Annotated in this window: 21 protein-coding genes; 9 read left to right on the top strand and 12 right to left on the bottom strand. The window is 68.5% G+C overall.

The features are described 5' to 3' along the window. Window positions 1–32: 32 nt before the first annotated feature. The 9 genes from ACUVYZ_RS03980 to ACUVYZ_RS03940 all read left to right on the top strand — a co-directional run bounded on the left by ACUVYZ_RS03980 (window position 33) and on the right by ACUVYZ_RS03940 (window position 9,063). Entirely contained in the window at window positions 33–425 is a 393-nt protein-coding gene (locus tag ACUVYZ_RS03980) for a PA2779 family protein (protein ID WP_446033031.1), read from the top strand. Between the two features lie 43 nt (window positions 426–468). Further along, a complete protein-coding gene (locus ACUVYZ_RS03975) occupies window positions 469–1,377 on the top strand; it encodes a PA2778 family cysteine peptidase (protein ID WP_439935280.1) in 909 nt (302 codons plus the stop codon). Window positions 1,378–1,446: 69 nt separating this feature from the next. After that, window positions 1,447–3,495, top strand: a complete 2,049-nt coding sequence (locus tag ACUVYZ_RS03970) for a thioredoxin domain-containing protein (RefSeq protein ID WP_439935281.1) — start codon at window positions 1,447–1,449, stop codon at window positions 3,493–3,495. Window positions 3,496–3,544: 49 nt separating this feature from the next. Further along, window positions 3,545–3,862, top strand: a complete 318-nt coding sequence (locus tag ACUVYZ_RS03965; protein ID WP_439935282.1) for a c-type cytochrome — start codon at window positions 3,545–3,547, stop codon at window positions 3,860–3,862. A 181-nt stretch (window positions 3,863–4,043) separates the two neighbouring features. Next, complete coding sequence (locus tag ACUVYZ_RS03960; protein ID WP_439935283.1) at window positions 4,044–5,294, top strand: branched-chain amino acid ABC transporter substrate-binding protein; 1,251 nt, start codon at window positions 4,044–4,046, stop codon at window positions 5,292–5,294. Window positions 5,295–5,588: 294 nt separating this feature from the next. Continuing rightward, complete coding sequence (locus ACUVYZ_RS03955; protein ID WP_439935284.1) at window positions 5,589–6,512, top strand: branched-chain amino acid ABC transporter permease; 924 nt, start codon at window positions 5,589–5,591, stop codon at window positions 6,510–6,512. 9 nt (window positions 6,513–6,521) lie between these two features. After that, entirely contained in the window at window positions 6,522–7,592 is a 1,071-nt protein-coding gene (locus ACUVYZ_RS03950; protein ID WP_439935285.1) for an ABC transporter permease subunit, read from the top strand. Then, the gene (locus ACUVYZ_RS03945; protein ID WP_439935286.1) at window positions 7,589–8,356 is read left to right on the top strand and encodes an ABC transporter ATP-binding protein; all 768 of its coding nucleotides are present in this window, start codon (window positions 7,589–7,591) and stop codon (window positions 8,354–8,356) included. Before ACUVYZ_RS03950 ends, ACUVYZ_RS03945 begins: the two co-directional genes overlap by 4 nt. Then, the gene (locus tag ACUVYZ_RS03940) at window positions 8,353–9,063 is read left to right on the top strand and encodes an ABC transporter ATP-binding protein (protein ID WP_439935287.1); all 711 of its coding nucleotides are present in this window, start codon (window positions 8,353–8,355) and stop codon (window positions 9,061–9,063) included. The genes ACUVYZ_RS03945 and ACUVYZ_RS03940 overlap by 4 nt, the downstream gene beginning before the upstream one ends. A 15-nt stretch (window positions 9,064–9,078) precedes the next feature. Here ACUVYZ_RS03940 and ACUVYZ_RS03935 read toward each other — a convergent pair whose 3' ends face one another. The 12 genes from ACUVYZ_RS03935 to ACUVYZ_RS03880 all read right to left on the bottom strand — a co-directional run bounded on the left by ACUVYZ_RS03935 (window position 9,079) and on the right by ACUVYZ_RS03880 (window position 21,148). Next, complete coding sequence (locus ACUVYZ_RS03935; RefSeq protein WP_439935332.1) at window positions 9,079–10,443, bottom strand: sodium-dependent transporter; 1,365 nt, start codon at window positions 10,441–10,443, stop codon at window positions 9,079–9,081. 48 nt (window positions 10,444–10,491) lie between these two features. Then, on the bottom strand, window positions 10,492–11,856 hold the full coding sequence (locus ACUVYZ_RS03930; RefSeq protein ID WP_439935288.1) for a PFL family protein: 1,365 nt from the start codon (window positions 11,854–11,856) through the stop codon (window positions 10,492–10,494). Window positions 11,857–11,880: 24 nt separating this feature from the next. After that, entirely contained in the window at window positions 11,881–12,162 is a 282-nt protein-coding gene (locus ACUVYZ_RS03925) for an ACT domain-containing protein (RefSeq protein WP_439935289.1), read from the bottom strand. A gap of 5 nt (window positions 12,163–12,167) precedes the next feature. Then, entirely contained in the window at window positions 12,168–13,079 is a 912-nt protein-coding gene (hemF, locus tag ACUVYZ_RS03920) for an oxygen-dependent coproporphyrinogen oxidase (protein WP_439935290.1), read from the bottom strand. A 55-nt stretch (window positions 13,080–13,134) separates the two neighbouring features. Then, entirely contained in the window at window positions 13,135–14,427 is a 1,293-nt protein-coding gene (gene purD / locus ACUVYZ_RS03915) for a phosphoribosylamine--glycine ligase (protein ID WP_439935291.1), read from the bottom strand. A gap of 16 nt (window positions 14,428–14,443) precedes the next feature. Beyond that, window positions 14,444–16,000 carry a bifunctional phosphoribosylaminoimidazolecarboxamide formyltransferase/IMP cyclohydrolase gene (gene purH / locus ACUVYZ_RS03910; protein WP_439935333.1) on the bottom strand — a complete coding sequence of 519 codons (1,557 nt, stop codon included), beginning with the start codon at window positions 15,998–16,000 and terminating at the stop codon, window positions 14,444–14,446. A 70-nt stretch (window positions 16,001–16,070) separates the two neighbouring features. Then, on the bottom strand, window positions 16,071–16,307 hold the full coding sequence (locus ACUVYZ_RS03905) for a helix-turn-helix domain-containing protein (protein WP_439935292.1): 237 nt from the start codon (window positions 16,305–16,307) through the stop codon (window positions 16,071–16,073). Window positions 16,308–16,471: 164 nt separating this feature from the next. Further along, window positions 16,472–17,662 (bottom strand): FAD-dependent monooxygenase, encoded by a 1,191-nt coding sequence (locus tag ACUVYZ_RS03900; protein WP_439935293.1) that lies wholly within the window; start codon window positions 17,660–17,662, stop codon window positions 16,472–16,474. Window positions 17,663–17,684: 22 nt separating this feature from the next. Further along, window positions 17,685–18,998, bottom strand: a complete 1,314-nt coding sequence (locus ACUVYZ_RS03895; protein ID WP_439935294.1) for an aminopeptidase P N-terminal domain-containing protein — start codon at window positions 18,996–18,998, stop codon at window positions 17,685–17,687. Window positions 18,999–19,038: 40 nt separating this feature from the next. Continuing rightward, window positions 19,039–19,473 (bottom strand): hypothetical protein, encoded by a 435-nt coding sequence (locus ACUVYZ_RS03890; protein ID WP_439935295.1) that lies wholly within the window; start codon window positions 19,471–19,473, stop codon window positions 19,039–19,041. Next, the gene (murU, locus tag ACUVYZ_RS03885) at window positions 19,473–20,159 is read right to left on the bottom strand and encodes an N-acetylmuramate alpha-1-phosphate uridylyltransferase MurU (protein ID WP_439935296.1); all 687 of its coding nucleotides are present in this window, start codon (window positions 20,157–20,159) and stop codon (window positions 19,473–19,475) included. Before murU ends, ACUVYZ_RS03890 begins: the two co-directional genes overlap by 1 nt. Continuing rightward, complete coding sequence (locus ACUVYZ_RS03880; protein WP_439935297.1) at window positions 20,156–21,148, bottom strand: aminoglycoside phosphotransferase family protein; 993 nt, start codon at window positions 21,146–21,148, stop codon at window positions 20,156–20,158. The genes murU and ACUVYZ_RS03880 overlap by 4 nt, the downstream gene beginning before the upstream one ends. Window positions 21,149–21,299 lie beyond the last annotated feature (151 nt).

Genomic DNA, 21,299 nt, shown 5'->3' with positions numbered 1-21,299 from the left:
CCTCCAACGGCGCTTTCCAGGGAGAGTCCAAAATGATGCGCAAGTTCAATCGGTTCGTCGCAAGCGTCCTCATCGTCTGCACGGCGGGGCTGGGGCTGCCCTTGCCCGCCCAGGCGGGCCTAGTGGGCACCCAGGAAGTGATGGCGAGCGCGCAGCGGAGCGAGATCCAGCGCTATCTTGACCGGCAGGAGGTCCGGGACCAGCTTCAGGCAATGGGTATCGACGCCGCCCTGGTGGAAGCCCGGGTGGCGGCCTTGAGCGACGAGGAGGCGCGGACCCTGGCCGAGCGCTTGAACGCGCTGCCGGCGGGCGGCGACGGGGTGGGCGCGGTGGTGGGCGCTCTCCTCGTCATCTTCGTCATCCTGCTGATTACTGATCTTCTCGGCTGGACCAAGGTCTTCCCCTTCACTCGCACCATTAAGTAGCACCTTGCATGGCAAATCGCTCCCCCGCCTGCGGGCGGGGGCGATGCTCCTTCTCCTCGCCCTGCTCGCTGGCTGCGCGGGGCCCCAAACCGCTCTTCTGGTCAAAGAGCGTCCGGCGGACCTGCCCCAGCGGGCGGAAATCGAATCTGCGCCCTTCTATCCCCAGGAGCGCTACCAGTGCGGCCCCGCGGCTCTAGCCACGGTGCTGGTTCACGCTGGCGTGGACACTTTCCCCGAGGCGCTCGTGCCCCTGGTGTACCTGCCCGCGCGGCAAGGGTCCTTGCAGGCGGAAATGCTGGCGGCCACCCGCCGCCACGGGCTTATCGCCTACCCCCTGGCACCCCGGCTGGAAGACGCGCTGCGGGAGGTGGCGGCGGGCAACCCGGTGGTGGTGCTCCAGAACCTGGCCCTCGATCTCTGGCCCGTCTGGCACTACGCGGTGGTGGTGGGCTACGACCAGGGGGCGCAGGAAATCGTGCTCCGCTCCGGCGTGACCCGGCGGCTTGTCCAGTCGTGGAGTAGCTTCGAGCGCACCTGGGCTCGAAGCGGCTACTGGGCCATGGTGGCCCTTCCCCCCCAGCGGCTGCCCGCCACCGCCCAGGAGAGGACCTACGTGGCGGCGGCGGTGGCCCTGGAGCGGGTGGATCCGGACGCCGCCCGCCGGGCCTACGCCACCGCCCTCGAGCGCTGGCCCCGGAGCCTCACCGCCCGGATCGGGCTGGGGAACACCGCCTACACCCGGGGCGATCTCGCCGGCGCGGAGGCGGCGTACCGGCAGGCCGTCCTGGATTACCCCCAGTCGGCGGACGCCTGGAACAATCTGGCCCAGGTGCTGGTCGAGTCAGGAAAGAAGGCCGAAGCCCTGACCGCCGCGGAGCGCGCGGTTTCCCTGGGCGGCCCCCGGCTGTCCCAGTATCGCGCCACGCTGGAAGCGATCCAGAACGCCCGGTAATTCGCCCGGGTTCGTCCCTCGGGGCGCTTCCTGAGATAATGAGGGCACATCTCTTCGGGATTTCCCGCCATGCCCAACCGCCTCGCTCAAAGTCCCAGCCCTTATCTTCGCCAGCACGCCGACAATCCGGTGGATTGGTACCCCTGGTGCGAGGAAGCCCTGGCGCGGGCCCGCGCCGAGGACAAGCCCATTCTGCTCTCCATCGGCTATTCCGCCTGCCACTGGTGCCACGTGATGGCCCACGAGTCCTTCGAGGACCCGGAAGTGGCCGAGCTCATGAATCGCGACTATGTGAACATCAAGGTGGACCGGGAGGAGCGCCCCGACCTGGACCAGATCTACCAGACCGCCCACGCCATGCTCACCGGCCGTGCCGGCGGCTGGCCCCTCACCGTGTTCCTCATGCCCGACGACCACACGCCCTTTTTCGCCGGGACCTACTTCCCCAAGACCTCCCGCTACAACCTGCCCGGCTTCAAGGACATCCTGCCCCGAGTGGCGGAGGTCTATCGCACCCAGAAGGAAGAGATCCGTCGGCAGAACGCGGCCCTGCTTGAGGCCCTGGCCGGCACCCTGCCCCCTTCTCCCGCCGGCCGCCCCGCGTTCGACCCCGCCCTCACCCGCCGGGCCATCGGGGAGCTGGCCGCCCTCTTCGACGAGGTCCATGGGGGCTTCGGCACGGCGCCCAAGTTCCCTCACCCGGCCGAGCTGGAGCTGTGCCTTTCCCGCTACGGCACCGAAGGGTCGGGGGTAGGGCTGGAAATGGCGCGCCTCACCCTCACCCGCATGGCCGAGGGAGGCATCTATGACCAGATAGGCGGCGGCTTCTGCCGCTACAGCGTAGACCAGTTCTGGACCATCCCCCACTTCGAGAAGATGCTCTACGACAACGGGCCCCTGCTCGCCCTGTACGCCGACGCCTGGCTGGTCGCCAGGGAGCCCCTCTACGAGCAGGTGGTGGCCGACACCGCCGCCTGGGTGATGCGGGAGATGCAGTCCCCCGAGGGGGGCTACTATTCCACCCTAGACGCCGACTCGGAGCACGAGGAAGGCAAGTTCTATGTGTGGGACCGGAACGAAGTCGCCGCCCTCCTGACCGAAGAAGAGTACGCCGTGGTGGCCCCCTACTACGGCTTCGACCGGCCGCCCAACTTCGAGAACAAGCACTGGCATCCCCGGGTCGCCAAAAGCCTGAAGCTGGTCGCCGAGCAGGCCGGAATGCCCTTGGAGCGCTGCCGGGAGCTCCTCGCCTCGGCCCGCAAGAAGCTCTTCGCCCACCGGGAGCGCCGGGTGCGCCCGGGCCGGGACGAAAAGATCCTCACGAGCTGGAACGGCCTCATGATCCGGGGCATGGCCCGGGCCGGGCGGGTATTCCGCCGTCCCGAGTGGATTGCCTCGGCCCGGCAGGCGGCCGACTTCCTGCGCACGCGCCAGTGGCGCGACGGGCGCCTGCTGGCCGCTCACAAGGACGGCACGTCCTACCTCAACGCCTATCTCGACGACTACGCTTTCCTTCTTGAAGGGCTCCTGGAGCTTCTTCAGGCCGAGTTCCGCCCCGTGGACCTCGCCTTCGCCCGGGATCTCGCGGAGACCCTCCTCGCCCGCTTCGAAGACCCCAAGGACGGGGGCTTCTTCTTCGTGAGCCACGACCACGAGCGGCTGATCCTGCGGCCCAAGCCGGGCCCTGACCAGGCGATCCCCTCCGGCAATGGGGTGGCGGCCCTCGCCCTGCTCCGGCTCGGCCACCTGCTGGGAGAGCACCGCTATCTGGAAGCCGCGGAGCGGACCTTGGCGCTCTTCTATCCCGCCATGAAACGCCAGCCAAGCGCCTTCGCCACTCTGCTGCGTGCCATGGAGGAGCTCATCGCCCCGCCCACCGTGGTGATCCTGCGGGGGGAAGCCGCCGAGCGCATCCGTTGGCAGGCGGTGCTGGACGAGGTCTACGCCCCCCACCGGCTAACCCTATCCATCGGTGATTACCCCGACCTTCCTCCCACCCTGGGGCGCCCGGTCATGGGAGCGGTCAACGCCTGGGTGTGCGAAGGCGTTAAATGCTTGCCTGCCATCACCCGGGTGGAAGAGTTGCGCCGTGTTTGCAACCCGCAGAAAGTCATCTAATATTCGGTTGTTCTGATCGTCAACCCCAGGGAGCACAAAGGAGAAGCGGATGAAAAGCGTGTTGATCGGTATCTTAGGCGCCGCCGGCTTGATGGCCGCGGGTCTCGCCCAAGCCCAGGAGGCCAAGGAGCTCGCTCAGAAAAGCGGTTGCCTCGCCTGTCATGCCGAGGACAAGAAGCTGGTGGGGCCCTCGATGAAGGAAATCGCCAACAAGTATCGGGGCCAGAAGGACGCCGTGGCGAAGCTCTCGGAAAAGGTGAAGAAGGGCGGCGCCGGCGTCTGGGGCCAGGTGCCCATGCCCCCCCATCCTCACCTGAAAGACGAGGACATCAAAAAGATGGTGGAGTGGTATCTCGCCCACAAATAAGCGCCATTCCATCCCCTGACGAAGGCCGGCCTGCGCCGGCTTTCGTTTTTGGGCCGGCCGTCACCGGCCAAATTGACAGCCTACGGGTGAGCCCCGATAATCAGCCATCCTTAAGTCTCGGATTTTGAAGGTCCGGTGTCCCGCCGGGTGACCTCAATCGTAAAACCCGAGGAGCAACCCCATGAGTCGTGCCCATCCCCTGCGCCTGTTGGTCCTTGGTTTCGCTCTCCTCACCCTCGCCGCCTGCGGCAAGAAGGAGGAGGCGCCGCCTCCCCAGGCCCAGGCCCCCGCGCCCCAGGCCGCCCAGGAAGTGGTGGTCAAGATCGGCCTGGCCGCGCCCCTCACCGGGCCCCAGGCCCACATCGGCCAGGACATCAAGAACGGCGCCCAGCTCGCCATTGACGACCTGAACACCCGGGGCGTCGAGATCGGCGGTAAGAAGGTGAGATTCCAGTTGATCGCCGAGGACGACGAGGCGAACCCCACCAAGGCCACCACGGTGGCCCAGAAGCTGGTGGATTCCGGCGTCGTGGCGGTGGTGGGGCACTTCAACTCCGGCGCCTCCATCCCCGCCTCCAAGATCTATTCCGACGCCGGCATTCCCCAGATCTCCCCCTCCTCCACCAACCCCAAGTACACCCTGCAGGGCTTCAAGACCACCTTCCGCGTGGTGGCCCACGACGACCAGCAGGGACCGGTGGATGCCCGGTTCGCGGTGGAGAGGCTCGGCGCCAAGCGCATCGCGGTGATCGACGACTCCACTGCCTACGGCCAGGGGCTGGCGGACGCCTTCGCCGCGACGGCCAAGAGCCTGGGCGCCGAGATCGTGGCCCGGGAGCACACCACCGACAAGGACACCGACTTCAAGGCCATTCTCACCCGGATCAAGGGCAAGAACCCGGACCTCGTGTTCTTCGGCGGCATCGATCCCCAGGCGGGCCCGATGAAGAAGCAGATGGCCGAGCTGGGCATCAACGCCAAATTCATGGGCGGCGACGGCATGCAGACCCCCAATTTCATCAAGCTCGCGGGCGAGGCGGCCGAAGGCGCCATGGCCTCCATCCCGGGCTTGCCCAAGGACAAGATGCCGGGCGGCAAGGAGTTCCTCGAGCGCTTCAAGCAGAAATTCGGCGTGGAGGTGGAACTCTTCGCCCCCATGGCCTATGACGCGGTGATGGTGTTCGCCGATTCCATGAAGCGCGCTGGCTCCACCGATCCGGCCAAGTTCCTGCCCGAAGTGGGCGAGACCCAGTACCAGGGCGTGATCGGCCCCATCGCCTTCGACGAGAAAGGGGACCTGAAGGACGGCCCCATCACCATCTACGTGGTGAAGAACGGCCAATGGGAGCCCCTCGAGACAGTAACGCCCACCGCGGCGGCGCCGGCAAAGCAGGCCGAGGCGCCGGCTCCGCCCCAGGCGGTGCAGAAATAATCGCCCTTAAGATCGCGGCACCCTTCGGGTGCCGCGAGCGCCCTGCCCGGATATTTCACGAGGAACTCGGGGGGATGGCGCGGGGCCGGACGAGAGAGGCTTCGCGTAGCCGACAAAGCCCATGGCGAAGCCCACGGGCGAGGACAGCAAGTGCAAGATGGCCGCCCCGCCCCCGCCATGACCCGAGTAGCCCGACTGGACAAATCGCACCTTCGTTCTCCGTACACCAAGGCGCTGATCCTATGTGGCTTAGGTCCATCCCAGGGGCGTCTTCGTGAAATATCCGGGTTAACCGTGGACGTCTTTCTCCAGCAGCTCGTCAACGGCCTGATCCTCGGCAGCATCTACGCCATCGTGGCGCTGGGCTACACGATGGTGTACGGGATCATCGGCCTCATCAACTTCGCCCACGGCGACATCGTCATGGTGGGCGCGCTGGTGGCCTGGACCGTGTGCACCGCCCTGGCGGGCAGCGCCGTGCCCGCCCCCCTCATCCTCCTCGCGGCGGCGGGGGCGGCGATGGTCGTGTGCATGACCTTGGGCGTGTCCATCGAGCGGGTGGCGTACCGGCCCCTGCGCCGCGCGCCGCGGCTGGCGCCCCTCATCACCGCCATCGGTATGTCGATCCTGCTCCAGTACAGCGCCGCCCTCATCTGGTCGAAGCAGTATCTGGCGCTGCCGGCCATCCTCCAGCCCACCATGTACACCGTCGCCGGGGCGACCGTCACCGACCTGCAGGTCTTCATCTTCCTGCTCGCCTGCGCTCTGATGGCGGCCCTCGCCTGGTTCATCAAGCGCACCAGGATCGGCAAGGCGATGCGGGCCACCGAGCAGAACCGGGACGTGGCCGGGCTCATGGGCATCGACGTCAACCGCATCATCGCCTTCACCTTCCTGGTGGGCTCGGGCTTGGCCGCCATCGCCGGGCTGATGGTGATCCTTTATTACGGCATCGGCCATTACTTCATGGGCTTCATGCTGGGGTTGAAAGCCTTCACCGCCGCTGTGCTGGGAGGCATCGGCAAGGTGAACGGGGCCATGCTGGGCGGCATGCTGCTGGGGGTGGTGGAGGCCCTCGCCTCGGGCTACATCGGGGATCTCACCGGCGGCTGGCTGGGCAGCAACTACCGGGACGTCTTCGCCTTCCTGGTGCTGGTGCTGGTGCTGGTGCTGCGCCCCTCGGGCTTGATCGGCGGGCCCGTCTCCGAGCGGGCGTAAGGACGGGCCATGACGGTGCTCGCGGGAAACCATCCGGGGCTCAAACGGCTCGCCTTCACCGGCGTGGCCGTGGCGCTCGCCGTTCTGCCTTTCCTCGTCGACGCGACCCTGGGGCGCACCTGGGTGCGCATCGTGGACGTGGCGCTCCTCTACGTGATGCTCGCCCTGGGGCTCAACATCGTGGTGGGGTTCGCGGGGCTCCTGGACCTCGGCTACATCGCGTTTTTCGCGGTGGGCGCCTACAGCTACGCCCTCCTCGCCTCGCCCCAGTTCGACATCCACGCCTCCTTCCTGGTGCTGCTGCCCCTGGGAGCGTTTCTCGCGGCGGTGTTCGGAGTGCTGCTGGGAGCCCCCACCCTGCGGCTGCGGGGCGATTACCTCGCCATCGTGACCCTGGGGTTCGGGGAAATCATCCGCATCTTCCTCAACAACCTGAACCGGCCGGTCAACATCACCAACGGCCCCCTGGGCATCACCCTCATCGACCCCATTTCCCTGGGGGGCATCTCCCTGAGCAAGACCTACGCTCTGGGGCCCCTCACCTTCTCTCCCGTGCACAGCTATTACTACGTGTTCCTCTTGTGCGCGCTCGCTTCCATCGTGATCTCGGTGCGGCTGGAAGACTCCCGCATCGGCCGGGCCTGGATCGCCATCCGGGAGGACGAGCAGGCGGCCAAGGCCATGGGTATCAACACCCGCGACGTAAAGCTCCTCGCCTTCGCCATGGGGGCAACCTTCGGCGGCGTGGCCGGGGGCCTGTTCGCCTCCTTCCAGGGGTTCATCAGCCCCGAGAGCTTCACCCTGCTCGACTCCATCATGGTGCTGTGCATGGTGGTGCTGGGCGGCATGGGCAACGTGGGCGGGGTGGTGCTGGGGGCGGCGCTGCTTACGGCGCTGCCCGAGGCCCTGCGCTACGTGGGCCCCCTGCAGCAGGCTTGGTTCGGGCAGGTGTTAGTGGACCCGTCCGACCTGCGCATGCTCATGTTCGGCCTCGCCCTGGTGCTCATGATGCTGTTCCGCCCGGCGGGTCTGTGGCCGTCGAAGATCCGCAAACGCGAGCTCGCCACCGCCGCCGAATGACCGCGCTGCTCGAGGCCCGGGGCATCACCAAACGCTTCGGCGGCCTGGAGGCCCTCTCGGGTGTCTCCCTCACCGTGCAGCGCGGCGAGATCTACGGGCTGATCGGCCCCAACGGCGCCGGCAAGACCACCTTCTTCAACGTGCTCACCGGCTTCTACACGCCAGACGCCGGGGAGATCCACTTCGAGGGCAAGCCCCTGGACGTGGGCACGCCTCACCGGGTGGCCGCCGCCGGCATCGCTCGCACCTTCCAGAACATCCGCCTGTTCGCCAACATGACCGCGCTGGAGAACGTCATGGTGGGCCGGCACGCCCGCTCCCGCGCTGGGGTCCTGGGGGCGGTGCTGCGGGACCGGGCCACCCGGCGGGAAGAAGCCGACATCCACGCGCGGGCCCTCGCGCTCCTTCGCTACGTGGGCATCGAGCACCACGCCAACAACCTGGCCCGCAACCTCCCCTACGGGGACCAGCGCAAGCTGGAAATCGCCCGCGCCTTGGCCCTGGAGCCCCGGCTCCTCGCCCTGGACGAGCCGGCGGCGGGCATGAACGCCACCGAAACGGCGGAGCTGCGCTCCCTGTTGGAACGCATCCGCCGCGACGGCGTCACCCTGCTCTTGATCGAGCACGACATCAAGCTGGTGATGGGCCTGTGCGACCGGGTAGCGGTCCTGGACTACGGCAAGAAGATCGCCGAAGGCACGCCCGCCGAGGTGCGGGCGGACCCAGCGGTGATCGAGGCCTACCTGGGCGGGAGCCTGGCGTGAACGTGCTGGAGGTGCGCGGCCTCAAAGTGGCCTACGGCCAGATCCTGGCGGTGAAAGGCATCGATCTCTCGATCCGGGAGCGGGAGCTGGTGGCGCTGATCGGCGCCAACGGGGCGGGCAAGACCACCACCCTCAAGGCCCTAGCCGGCATGATCCCGCCCGCCGCGGGGGAAATCCGCTACCTGGGCAGGCCGGTGACGGGCAAGCCTTCCTTCGAGCTGGTGCGGGAAGGGCTCGCCCTCGTGCCCGAAGGGCGCCAGGTGTTCGGCAAGCTCACGGTGGAAGAGAACCTGGAGCTGGGCGCCTACGCCCGCAGCGACGGCCCGGGCATTCAGCAGGACCTGGAGCGGGTCTACGGGCTCTTTCCCCGCCTCAAGGAGCGCCGGCGCCAGACCGCCGGCACCCTCTCCGGCGGCGAGCAGCAGATGCTCGCCATCGGCCGGGCCCTCATGAGCCGCCCCAAGCTCCTGCTCCTGGACGAGCCCAGCATGGGCCTCGCCCCCCTCATGGTGCAGCGGATCTTCGAGGTGATCCGGGAAATCTCCCGGGAAGGCGTCACCCTCCTGCTGGTGGAGCAGAACGCCCGCCTCGCCTTGGAGCTCGCCGACCGGGGCTACGTGATGGAAAGCGGTCTCATCACCTTGTCCGGGCCCGGCGCGGAGCTGCTCGGCAATCCCCAGGTGCGCCACGCTTACCTGGGTGAATGAAGTTTTACCCGTCCCTCAAGATCCAGGCAGCAGGCCTGTCAGATTGAGAAATACCAGCCCGATCGCCACCGGCGCCAGATACCTGGCTGCGAGGCGCCAGGCCTTGAACCAGCCCTCGTTGAGGTCCAGCTCCTCGCGGGCATGGGTGTGTCGCATCACCCAGGCGCCGAAGACCACGATGGCGAGCCCGCCCAGAGGCAGGAGAATGTTGGAGGCCAGGTAGTCGAGGGCGTCGAAGATCGAGAGCCCGAAGATCCTGAGCCCTTCCCATACGTTGAAGGAAAGAAGCGCCGCCACGCCCGCGAGCCACACCACGACGCCGAAGACTGTGCACGCCCGCCCGCGCGCGAGGCGCAGGTTCTCCACCATCCAGGCGACTCCCGGCTCGGCGATGGAGATGGCCGAGGTCCAGGCGGCGAAGACCACCAGTAGGAAGAACAGGGTGCCCAGCACCGAGCCGCCGGGCATGGCGCCGAAGGTGATGGGCAGCGTCTGCATGACGAGACCCGGTCCCGCCGCGGGCGCCATCCCGTGGGCGAAGACGATGGAGAAGACCGCCAGCCCTGCGAGCAAGGCGAAGGCGGTATCGGCGGTGGCGACGTACACCGATACCCGGACAATGGAGATGTGACGCTGCAGGTACGACCCGTAGACCATAACCGCCCCCATGCCCAGGCTCAGGCTGAAGAACGCCTGGCCCATGGCCGCCAGCACCACCTGGGGGGAGATGCGGGAGAAATCCGGATCGAACAGGAAGGCGGCGGCGCCCGCCATGTCGCCCCGCGCGAGCCCGTAGCCCACCAGCACCAGGAGGATCGCGGCGAGGGCCGGCATCATGATCTTGGTCGCCCGCTCCAAGCCCCGGGTGACCCCATAGGCCACCACCCCCATGGTGAGAAACATGAAGACGATATGCCACAGGGCGAGCTCGTAGGGGCTCGCCAGCAAGGCCCCGAACCCCGCTTTGGCCTCCTCCGGGCCCATGCCGTGGAAGCGTCCCGCCCCTGCGCGGATCAAGTAGTCCAACATCCAGCCGGCCACTACGCTGTAAAAGGACAGGATCACCGCCCCGGTGAAGACGCCCAGGATACCCACCAGCTTCCAGGCCCGGGGAGCGCCCGCCTCCCGCGCCAGCCGCTCCATGGCGGCCACCGGGTTGCGCTGGGCCCGCCGTCCCAGCATGATTTCGGTCATCATCACCGGGAGCCCCACCAGGACGATGCAGGCCAGGTAGACGAGGACGAAGGCGCCTCCCCCGTTTTCCCCCGTCATGTAGGGAAACTTCCAGATGTTGCCGAGACCGATCGCCGAGCCGGCGGTGGCCAGCACGAAGGCCCAGCGGTTGGACCAGTGGGCCCGGTGGGCCGCCTGCGCAGCCATGGCCATCCCCTTGCCTCCTATGACTGAAACGGCCGCATCGAGACGGGTTCAGTTGTTCAACGCTTGCAACGGCGCAGGAATGCGCCCGCCGCGCCGCACGAAGGCCCGGCTCGAGAGGGTATGGACCGCCATCACCGGGGCGCGTCCCAGCAAGCCCCCGAACTCCACCCGATCGCCCACGCCCTTGCCCGGCACGGGGATCAGGCGCACCGCGGTGGTCTTGCGGTTGATCATGCCGATGGCCGCCTCGTCGGCGATGATGGCGGCCAGAGTCTCGGGAGGCGTATCGCCGGGGACGGCGATCATGTCCAGCCCCACGGAGCACACGCTGGTCATGGCTTCCAGCTTGTCGAAGGTGACGCTCCCCAGGGCCGCCGCCTCCATCATGCCTGCGTCCTCCGACACGGGAATGAAGGCCCCCGAGAGCCCGCCCACGTAGCCCGAGGCCATGGCGCCGCCCTTCTTCACCGCGTCGTTGAGCAGGGCCAGCGCCGCGGTGGAGCCGTGGGCGCCCACCCGCTCTAATCCCATCGCCTCCAGAATGCGCGCCACACTGTCGCCGGCGGCGGGCGTAGGGGCGAGGGATAGGTCCACCACACCGAAGGGCAGTCCCAGCCGCTCGGAGGCGGCCCGCCCCACCAGCTCTCCCATGCGCGTCACCTTGAACGCGGTGCGCTTGATGATGCCGGCCAGCTCGCCGAAATCGGCGCCGGGCTCCTTCTGCACCGCGGAGAGCACCACGCCGGGGCCGGAAACGCCCACGTTGACGACCCCGTCCGGCTCGCCGATGCCGTGGAAGGCGCCGGCCATGAAGGGATTGTCGTCCACGGCGTTGCAGAAGGTGACCAGCTTGGCGCAGCCGATCCCGTCGCGGTCGCGCGTCGCGCGGGCCGTCTCGGCGATGACTTCGCCCATCCAGGCCACGGCGTCCATGTTGATGCCGGCGCGAGTGGAGGCCACGTTCACCGAGGCGCAGACGCGCTCCGTGGTGGCCAGGGCCTCGGGGATGGAGCGGATGAGGGCCATATCCCCCGGGGTCGCGCCCTTCTGCACCAGGGCCGAATAGCCGCCCAGGAAATTGACCCCCACCTCCGCCGCGGCCCGGTCCAGGTAGCGGGCGATGCGAGGGTAGTCCCCGGTGCCGCTCGCCTCCGCGACCAGCGCCACGGGGGTGACCGCCACCCGCTTGTGGACGATGGGAATGCCGTACTCCTGCTCGATGGCCTGGGCCACCGCCGTGAGCCGGCCGGCCACCCGACAGATCTTGTCGTAGGCCCGGCGGCCCAGGGTGTCCAGATCCGGATGGGCGCAGTCGCGCAGCGAAATGCCCAGGGTGATGGTGCGAATGTCGAGATTTTCCATCTGCACCATGCGGATGGTCTCGATGATCTCCTGAGCGGAAAAGCGCGTCATGGCCGCAATGTCTCCGGGAGCGCCTCAAATGCGGTGCATGTACTTGAACACGTCCTCGTGCTGGGCGTCGATGCGCAGACCCATCTCCTCCCCTTTGGCCGTCAGGCGCCGCTTGATCTCCTCCAGGGGCACGTTCGCCTGGGAAAGGTCCACCATCATGATCATGGCGAAGAACTCCTGGAGGGTGGTTTGGGAGATGTCCAGGATGTTGGCGTTCGCCTCGGCCAGGATGGTGGCGACGGCGGCGATGATCCCGACCCGGTCCTCACCGGTCACGGTGACGATGATGCGGTTGCTCTTCGGCATGGAGGCTAGATCCATTCCCTGGGCTTGAGGAATTCCTCGTAGAGCCGGGCCTCCGGCGTGCCCGGCGAAGGCTGCCAGGCGTAGCGCCAACGCACTACGGGCGGCAGGGACATGAGGATGGACTCGGTGCGGCCGCCGGACTGGAGCCCGAACAAGGTGCCCCGGTCGTAGACCAGGTTGAACTCCACGTAGCGCCCGCGCCGGTACGCCTGGAAGTCCCGCTCCCGCTCCCCGTAGGGAAGCCCCCGGCGGCGCTCCACGATGGGCAGATAGGCTTCGAGAAAATGGCCGCCCACGCTTTTCACGAGGGCGAAGCAGCGCTCGAAGCCTCCCTCGTTCAAGTCGTCGAAAAAAATCCCGCCGACGCCCCGCGGCTCGCCCCGGTGCCGGAGGTAAAAATACTCATCGCACCAGCGCTTGAACCGGGGGTAGTACTCGGAACCGAAAGGGGCGAGGGCCTTGCGGCAGGTGGCGTGGAAATGCCGGGCGTCCTCCTCGAAACCGTAGTAGGGCGTCAAATCCATGCCGCCGCCGAACCACCAGACAGGCTCGGCACTCGCATCCGGCCCGATGGGACCCTGGGCGCAGAAAAAGCGCGTGTTCATGTGCACGGTAGGCACGTACGGGTTGCGCGGGTGCAGCACCAGGGAGAGGCCCATGGCCTGGAAGGTGCGGCCCGTCAGCTCCGGCCGGCGCTCGCTCGCGGAGGGCGGCAGCCCCGAACCATGGACGTGGGAGAAGGCCACCCCGCCCCGTTCGAATACCCGCCCCTCCTCCATCACCCGGGTATCGCCCCCGCCGCCATCGGGGCGCTCCCACAGGTCGCGCCGGAACCGCTCCCCGTCCACCGCCTCCAGGGCGGAGACGATCTCCTCCTGGAGGGAAGTCAAAAACCCTTTGACCGCTTCGAGCTCCATGGAACCTGATCCGGCGGCTTCATCCGCTTGGGTCGTGCGAAAGGCGGCGCACGGCTCAGCCGCGCCTCGCCCCCGCGGTGCGGGGACGGATCGCCCGGTGGCCGATGTCCCGGCGCATTTGCACGCCGGGAAAGCGGATTTGCTCCGCGACCTGATACGCCCGGCGCTGGGCGAGCTCGATGTTGTCCCCCAGGGCGGTCACGGTGAGCACCCGCCCGCCGGCGGTCACCAGGGCGCCGTCCTTCATCGCCGTGCCGGCATGGAACACGTGGAAATCGGGCTCCGGCGCAAGAATCCCGGTGATGGGGTCTCCCTTGCGGGGATTGTCGGGATAGCCTGGAGCGGCCAGGACCACGCCCAGGGCGGCGCGGCGATCCCACTCGGCCTCCGCCTGGTCCAGGGTGCCCTGGACCCCGTGCTCCAGCAGGGTCACCAGGTCGGTCTTGAGCCGGAACAGGACCGACTGCGCTTCCGGGTCGCCCAGCCGGCAATTGAACTCCAGCACCTTGACCTGACCGCTCGGGCCGATCATGAGGCCGGCGTAGAGAAAGCCCACGTAGGGCTCGCCCTCCGCCGCCATGCCCTGGACCGCCGGCTGGATCACCTCCCGCATGATGCGGGCATGGACCTGGGGGGTCACCACCGGTGCGGGGGAGTAGGCGCCCATGCCTCCGGTGTTCGGCCCCCGATCACCGTCCAGGAGACGCTTGTGGTCCTGGCTAGCGGCCAGGGGCAGCACGTTCTTGCCGTCCGCCATGACGATGAAGCTCGCCTCCTCGCCCTCCAGGAAGTCTTCGATGATCACCCGGTGGCCGGCCTCTCCCAGCCGATGGTCCCGCAGCCAGGCGTCCACCGCGGCATGGGCCTCCTGGGCGCTCAGGGCCACCACCACGCCCTTGCCCGCCGCCAGCCCGTCCGCCTTCACCACCAGGGGCGCGCCGTGGCGCTCGATGTAGGCGTGGGCGGTATCCGCGTCCGTGAACGCCTGGTAGCCGGCGGTGGGAATGCCATGGCGGGCCATGAAGCTCTTGGCGAATTCCTTGGAGCTTTCGAGCTGGGCGGCGCGGCGGGTGGGACCGAAGATCTTGAGCCCCTCGGCCCGGAAGGCGTCCACGATGCCTTCGGCGAGGGGCGCCTCGGGTCCCACCACCGTGAGGGCGACCTCTTCCCGCCGGGCGAAGTCCGCCAGCTCGGGAATGCGGGTCAAGGCTACGTTCTCGACCCCTTCCTCCAAGGCCGTGCCCGCGTTGCCCGGCGCCACGAACACCTTGGGATTACGGGGAGAGCGGGCGAGCTTCCACGCCAGGGCATGCTCCCGCGCGCCGCCGCCGACCACCAGGATCTTCATCGTGCAATCCTGAAGCTCAATGGCGGAAATGCCGCACGCCGGTGAACACCATGGCGAGGCCCCGTTCGTCGGCAGCGGCGATCACCTCCTCGTCCCGCAGGCTGCCGCCCGGCTGGATGACGGCGGCGGCCCCGGCGTCGGCCACCACGTCCACACCGTCGCGGAAGGGGAAGAAGGCGTCGGAGGCCACCACCGAGCCGGCCAGGGAAAGCCCGGCGTTCTGGGCCTTGATGGCGGCGATGCGGGCGCTGTCCACCCGGCTCATCTGCCCTGCGCCCACCCCCAGGGTGCGCCCGCCGCCCGCGAACACGATGGCGTTGGACTTGACGTACTTGGCCACCCGCCAGGCGAACAGCAGGTCCTTGAGTTGCCGTTCCGTGGGCTGCCGGCGGGTCACGGTCTTGAGCTGGGCCGGGGTGACGTTGAGGACGTCCGGCGATTGCACGAGCAGCCCGCCACCCACCCGCTTGAGATCCAGGGCGTCGTGCTCGCCGCCGGAAGGCGCGAGGAGCACCCGGATGCCGCTCTTGGCGCGGAAGATCTCCAGGGCGGCGGGTTCGGCGTCGGCGGCGATCACCACTTCCACGAACTGCTGGGTCACGGCCTCCGCCGCGGCCCGGTCGATCGCCCGGTTGAAGGCGATGATACCGCCGAAGGCGGAGGTGGGATCGGTAGCGAAGGCTTTGGCGTAGGCCTCCGCCGGCGTCGCGGCCACCGCCACCCCGCAGGGATTCGCGTGCTTGACGATCACGCAGGCCGGCTCGTCGAAGGTCTTCACGCACTCCCACGCCGCATCGGCATCGGCGATGTTGTTGTAGGAGAGCTCCTTGCCCTGCACCTGGCGGTAGCCCGCCAGGGCGCCCTCAGGCACCCTGAGCTCCCGGTAGAACGCCGCCCGCTGGTGGGGGTTTTCCCCGTAGCGCAGGTCCTGCACCTTCTCGACGCACAAGTTGAGCTGGCCGGGAAAGTCGTCCCGGGTGCCGTCCAGGTGGGTGGCCGTCAGATAGTTGCTGATGGCGGCGTCATAGGCGGCGGTGTGGGAAAAGGCCTTGCGGGCAAGCCGGTAGCGGGTCTCCAGGCCGAGGGCCCCGCCGCTCGATTCCATTTCCGCCAAGATGGCCGGGTAGTCCGCCGGATCGGTCACCACCGCCACGTGCTGGAAGTTCTTCGCCGCCCCGCGCACCATGGAAGGGCCGCCGATGTCGATGTTCTCGATCGCCTCCTCCAGGGTGCAGCCGGGGCGCGCCACGGTGCCGGAAAAGGGGTAGAGGTTGACCACCACCAGGTCGATGGGGGCTATCCCCGTGGCCGCCAGCGCTTTCATGTGCTCCTCCAGGTCGCGCCGTGCCAGGATGCCGGCGTGGATCTTCGGGTGCAGGGTTTTCACCCGCCCGTCCAGCATCTCGGGGAAGCCCGTGTAGTCCTCCACGGCGGTGACCGGGATGCCCGTCTCCGCCAGAAGCCTGGCCGTGCCGCCGGTGGAGAGGATGCGCACCTGGAAGCGGGCGAGGCCCCGGGCTAGCTCCGCGAGGCCCGTCTTGTCGGAAACGCTGATGAGCGCCTGTTTGATGATAGTCATGGAACGCCTTGGCTGAGGAATGGTGGGCGGCCGGCGCGGGGAGAAAGGGATGCGGCGGCGCCCGCTACTTGAGGCGGTAGGCTTTCATCTTCTTGCGCAGGGTGTTGCGGTTCAATCCCAGGAATTCGGCGGCCCGGGTCTGGTTGCCCTCCGAATGGCGCAGCACCGTCTCGATGAGGGGTTTCTCTACGCAACGAATGACCATGTCATAGATACCGCAGGGCTTCTCTCCGTCCAGGTCCTTGAAATATCTTTCGATCGCGCGGCGCACAATGCGATCGATTTCGTTTTCGTTGATCATGGGCGAACTCCCTCCCCCGGGACTGGCGCCTGTGCCGGCGCACTCGTTCGGCGACCCGCGGATCCGCGAAGCGGAAATGCGAGCTGTCAGGGGAAAGGCAAAGATTGTAGCCGGATCGCAAGGCGAGGAAAAGTTCCGTGGAAAAATCGCTTCTACAGAAAAAGCTACAGCGCTCGCGGGCCGAAGATCATGCGCCGGGCAAGAAACCGTCTCGCCGGCGGCAGGAGACCGAGCCCCGCCAGTCCCGCAGTGCGACCCCAGCGCATCAGCAGGTTGGCGTTGGAATACACGCGCACCAGAGTGTCGGTAAAAGCTACACCCGCCCCCACGTCCAGCGAGCGCCTCCGCCGGTAGCGGTGGAGATGGGCGGGGTCGCCGATTTCGTCGCGGGGCGCTTGCGCCAGGTGCTCGGCCAGTTCCCACGCATCCCGCAACCCCAGGTTGAGACCCTGGCCCGCCACGGGATGCAAGGTGTGGGCGGCGTTGCCCACCAGCACGGTGCGCGGACCCACGATGTCCCGCGCCCGGCGCAGGACCAGGGGAAAGACCGCGCGGCCTTCCACCGTCCGGAAGCGTCCCAGGCGGTGGCCAAAGCCTTCCTGAAGCGCGGCGCAGAAGGCGTCCGGCGCGAGCGCCGCCAGCGCTGCCGCTCGTTCGGGCCCAGTGGTCCAGATCAGGGCGTAATCGTTCACGCAGGGCAGTAGAGCCACCGGGCCTTCCGGGGTGAAGCGCTCGAAGGCCACGCCCGAAGGAGCGCTGTCCGCCCGCACCCGCGCCGTGAGGGCGGACTGACGGTAGTCCCGGCTCGCGATTTCGAAACCCAGCCGCCTGGCCGTGGCGCCCCCGTCCGCCACCGCGAGCAACCGCGCCCGGAACGCTCTCGGCTCGTCCCGGTGGCGGAACCCCACCGCCACGCCGTCGTGACAGGCCTCGATCCGGGGCTCGCCGACGCCGGGCAGGTAGAGGAGGGCGCGAGTGGCTTGCAGGCGTTCGGCGAGGGCCGCCATGAGCCGCCCGTATTCCACGGTGTAGCCCAGGACGGGCACACCGGCCTCGGCGCCAGTCAGCTCGACCCGGGGCCAGGCGCCCTGTTCCGACACGTGCACCACCCGGATGGGGGAAACCTCCCGCAAGAGGGGCCAGACGTACAGCCGCTCCAGGAGCAGCCGGCTGCCGTGGGACAGGGCGAGGACCCGGGGGTCCTGCTGCGCCTCCTCCAGACCCCGGGTGTCCAGGGTCACGACCGAGAGGCCGCGCCGCGCCAGGGCCAGGGCCAGGGCGGCGCCCACCGGCCCCGCGCCCAGCACCGCCACGTCCACCGAAGGCGGGGCGGAAGAGGAGAGGAGCGCGTCCACGGAGCGGAAACCCCAGCCCGATTCAGGCCGCCGCCGGGCGGGCCATCAGCGCCTCGATCTCGGCGACGGTCTTGGGAGCATCCCGGGTGAGCACCTCGCACCCTTCGGCCGTCACCGCCACGTCGTCCTCGATGCGCACACCGATGTTCCAGAAGGCCTGGGGCACGTCGTCGGCGGGGCGGATGTAGCAGCCGGGCTCCACGGTCAAGGTCATGCCCGGCACGAGGGGCCGCCATTCGCCTTCCCGCTTGTAGTCGCCGGCGTCGTGCACGTCTAGCCCCAGCCAGTGGCCGGTGCGGTGCATGTAGAAGCGCCGGTAGGCTTCCTTCTCCAGCACCTCGTCGCGGGAGCCGGCGAGCAGCTTGAGATCGATCAGCCCCTGGGCCAGCACCTCCAGGGCCGCCCGGTGGGGCGCGTCCCAGCGGTTGCCCGGCTTCACCGCGGCGATGGCGGCCGCCTGGGCGGCCAGTACCAACTGGTACACGTCCCGCTGGGCGCCGCTGAAGCGCCCGTTCACCGGAAACGTCCGCGTGATGTCGGAGGCATAACCGTCGAGCTCGCAGCCGGCGTCGATCAGCAGCAGGTCCCCGTCCTTGAGGGGCGCGCAGTTGGCCACGTAGTGCAGCACGCAGGCGTTGGCCCCGCCGGCCACGATAGGGGGATAGGCCGGCGTCTGGGCGCCCTGGCGGCGGAACTCGTGCAGCAGCTCCGCTTCCACCTGGTACTCGTTCAGCCCCGGGCGCACGAAGCCCATGGCGCGCCGGTGGGCGGCGGCCGAGATGCGGGCCGCCCGGCGCATGAGGGAAAGCTCGTGGGCGTCCTTGACGAGCCGCATCTCGTCCAGGATCGCGCGCACGTCCTTGAGCTCGGAGGGAGCGGCCACACCGCTGCGTGCCTTCGCCCGCACCGCGTTCACCCAGCCCACCGCCCGGGCGTCCCACGCCGGGTCCTGGCCGATGGGGTAGAACAGGGCCGGCCGATCCGCCAGCAATTCCTCCATCGCCGCGTCCAGCCCGCCGATGGGGCGCGCCTCGTCGAAGCCGAAGGCTTCCCGGGCCCCCTCGGGCCCGTAGCGGAACCCGTCCCAAACCTCCTTCTCCGGATCTTTCTCCCGGCAGAAGAGGATGGACCGGGGCGCGTCCCCGGCAACGAGCACCAGCACCGCCTCGGGCTCGGTGAAGCCGGTGAGGTAATAGAAGTAGCTGTCGTAGCGGTAAGGGTATTGCGTGTCCCGGTTGCGCAGCCGCTCCGGCGCCGTGGGCACCACGGCGACGCCCCGCCCCAGGTGGCGGGCGAGCCGCTCCCGGCGCTCCCGGTAGAGGGAGATTTCCGTCATCGCTTGACCTCTCGCAGGAAAATTATATGGGCCCAGAAACTCAGTCCTCGTTCCCTGGCCCGCGGTTCAACGCTTCCAGGGTCGAGGCCCAACGGTTTTCCAGGGGCCGCAGTCCCTCCACCAGCGCTTCCAGCCGGCGGATCGCCGCTACGAGCGCTTGCGCCTCTTCGCCGCCGTCCACTTCTCGGGCTTGAGTCTCCAGTTGGGCCAGGCTCTCTCGCAGAGCCAGGGCGCTCGCCAGGGCGTTCTTGAGCTGCTCCCGGGGATGCGGGATCCAGGCCCGGTCCGCCCCCAGGGAGCGCAACCGCTCCCCCACCTCCAGCGCCCGCTTGCGCAGCCGGGTCGTGGCCCCGAGGCGGGAAGACTTCACGTCGCCGAACACCGCCAGCTCCATGAGGGCGAGCCACGCCGAACGCGCCTCGGCGAGCCAGGCCCGGTCCAGGGTCACCACCGCGTACACTTCGCCCGGTTCCATCAGCGCGGCTCTTCGGTTGCGAGGGCCTGGGCGAGGGCCAGCCGCTCGGGGGTACCCACGTCCACCCAGCGCCCGGGGTGATGCAGGCCCCGCACCCGCCCCGCCGCTGCAGCCGCCTTGAGACGCGGGCCCAGGGGCGCTTTAGCGCCGGGAGCGATGCCGGCGAAGAACCGGGGCCGGTAAAGCCCGATGCCGCTGTAGGTGAACCGGGGCGATCCTTCGATCTCCACTCGTCCTTCAATCAGGGCAAAATCGCCTTCCGGGCGATGGGACGGGTTGTCCACCAGCACCAGGCAGGCGTCCCATGGGGAGGGCAAGACCCGTTCCACGTCCACGAGCCGGGCGAAATCGAAGTCGGTATAGACGTCCGCGTTCACCAGCAGGAAGGGCGCCTCCCCCAGCAGGGGCAGAGCCAGGGCGACACCGCCGGCGGTTTCCAGGGCTTCAGGCTCCCGGGAGTAGGCGATCCGCGCCCCGTAGCGGGCGCCGCTGCCCAGCCGCTCTTCGATCTGGGCGCCCAGGTGGGCATGGTTCACCACCACGTCCCGCACGCCGCAGGCCGCCAGGCGTGTGAGGTGCCACTCGATGAGGGCCCGGCCGCCCACTTCCAGCAGGGCTTTCGGCAGCCGGTCGGTCAGGGGCCGCATGCGCTCGCCCCGGCCCGCCGCCAGGATCATGGCCTTCAAAAGCTATACCCCACGCTGAGGGCGCGTCCTTCCAGGTCGTCCAGCAGCCGGGCGAGGAGCGCGAGCTCCCGGTAGCGCCGGGCCACCTCCCGGGCGTAGGCCACGAACCGGGGCGTGTCGGCGAGGTAGTGGGGCTTGCCGTCGCGGTAGCAGATGCGGGCGAAAATGCCGAGCACCTTGAGGTGCCGCTGCAGCCCCATCCACTCGAAGCTGCGGTAGAAGGCGGCGAAATCGGGATCGACGGGAAGCCCCTCGGCGCGCGCCTTCTCCCAGTAACGGATGGTCCAGTCGAGCACCCGCTCCTCGGGCCAGCTCACGAAGGCATCGCGGAATAGGGACACCACGTCGTAGGTGAGGGGGCCTTCCACCGCGTCCTGGAAGTCCAGCACGCCCGGGTTGGGATCGCTCACCATGAGGTTGCGGGGCATGTAGTCCCGGTGCACGTAGACCCGCGGTTGCGCCAGCGCGCTCCCGATCAGCAGGCGGAAGATGGCCTCCAGCGCCTCCCGCTGGCGCGGGTTCAAAGCTAGCCCCAAGTGCCGCCCCACGTACCACTCGGGAAAGAGCTCCATCTCCCGCCGGAGCAAGGCCTCGTCGTAGGGGGGCAGCACCCCCGGGCGGCTCGCCCGCTGCCACTTGAGCAGGGCCTCCACCGCGTCCCGGAACAAGGCGTCGGCGTTGTGGTCGTTCAGCACGTCCAGGTAAGTTTGCGTGCCCAGGTCGGCGAGCAGCAGGAAACCCTGGGCGAGGTCCTGGGCGAGGATGGCGGGCGCGTGTACGCCCGCTCGGCGCAGCAGCTCCGCCACGCGAACGAAAGGCCCGCAGGGCTCCTTGTCCGGGGGCGCGTCCATGGCGATCCAGCTCTCCCTGTCCGAGCGGACGCGGAAGTAGCGGCGGAAGCTGGCGTCGCTGGACGCCGGCTCGAGGTGGAGACGGCGTCCGGGCAAGACTTCAGCCAGCCAGGCGTTCAGCCGTTCGAGTCTCTCCATGGCAGGGCGCGCGGGCGATTGCGAATCCGATGGGTTTGTGCGATTTTAGCACCTTGCCTGCCGACAAAATCCCAATAATGCAGATGCTTATGCGGCCGGTGGCGATTGCGGTCGCGTGCCTCTTCGTTCCTACCGCGCATTCCCAACCCAT

Source organism: Pelomicrobium sp. P1, assembly GCF_052805615.1.
Note: the sequence above shows the minus strand (reverse complement) of the source record. Positions and strands in the feature narration are given on the sequence as shown.